This window comes from Enterobacter cloacae complex sp. I1M (genome assembly GCF_014982425.1).
Taxonomy (GTDB): domain Bacteria; phylum Pseudomonadota; class Gammaproteobacteria; order Enterobacterales; family Enterobacteriaceae; genus Enterobacter; species Enterobacter intestinihominis.
Map to the genome: position 1 here is coordinate 1 of NZ_JADCLG010000083.1, position 358 is coordinate 358.

Genomic DNA, 358 nt, shown 5'->3' on the forward strand with positions numbered 1-358 from the left:
ATTTAATATTCCGGAAGGATCTTTATGCAGTATTAGACTGCCAAGATACCAGGCATTCTCTTGATGATTTTTTTTATAATGAAGATAGTCTTTCCACAACTTATCCAGTTGTGACTCTCCCCAACAATAGGGGCGCTGGTATTCTGGAATAGCTAAGCTCCCTGTAATTAATTCTCCTTCCGTTGGTGTAATCACCTCGCCAGATAACAGCTGGGCTAAATTACAACTTGCTACCACCACCGACATAAAACATACCTCATAAAAATTATGCTAAAGGCCCCGTGAGAGGCCATACAGTTTTTAAAACCCGCGCATCCCATTAATGAACGTTTCAATCACATCGCGCACACGGTCGTAG

Annotated in this window: 1 protein-coding gene; it reads right to left on the reverse strand. The window is 41.9% G+C overall.

The features are described from left to right. A partial coding sequence (locus INF86_RS22315; RefSeq protein ID WP_193543958.1) for a DUF262 domain-containing protein occupies window positions 1-246 on the reverse strand: 246 nt, incomplete at its 3' end. Between the last annotated feature and the right edge of the window lie 112 nt (window positions 247-358).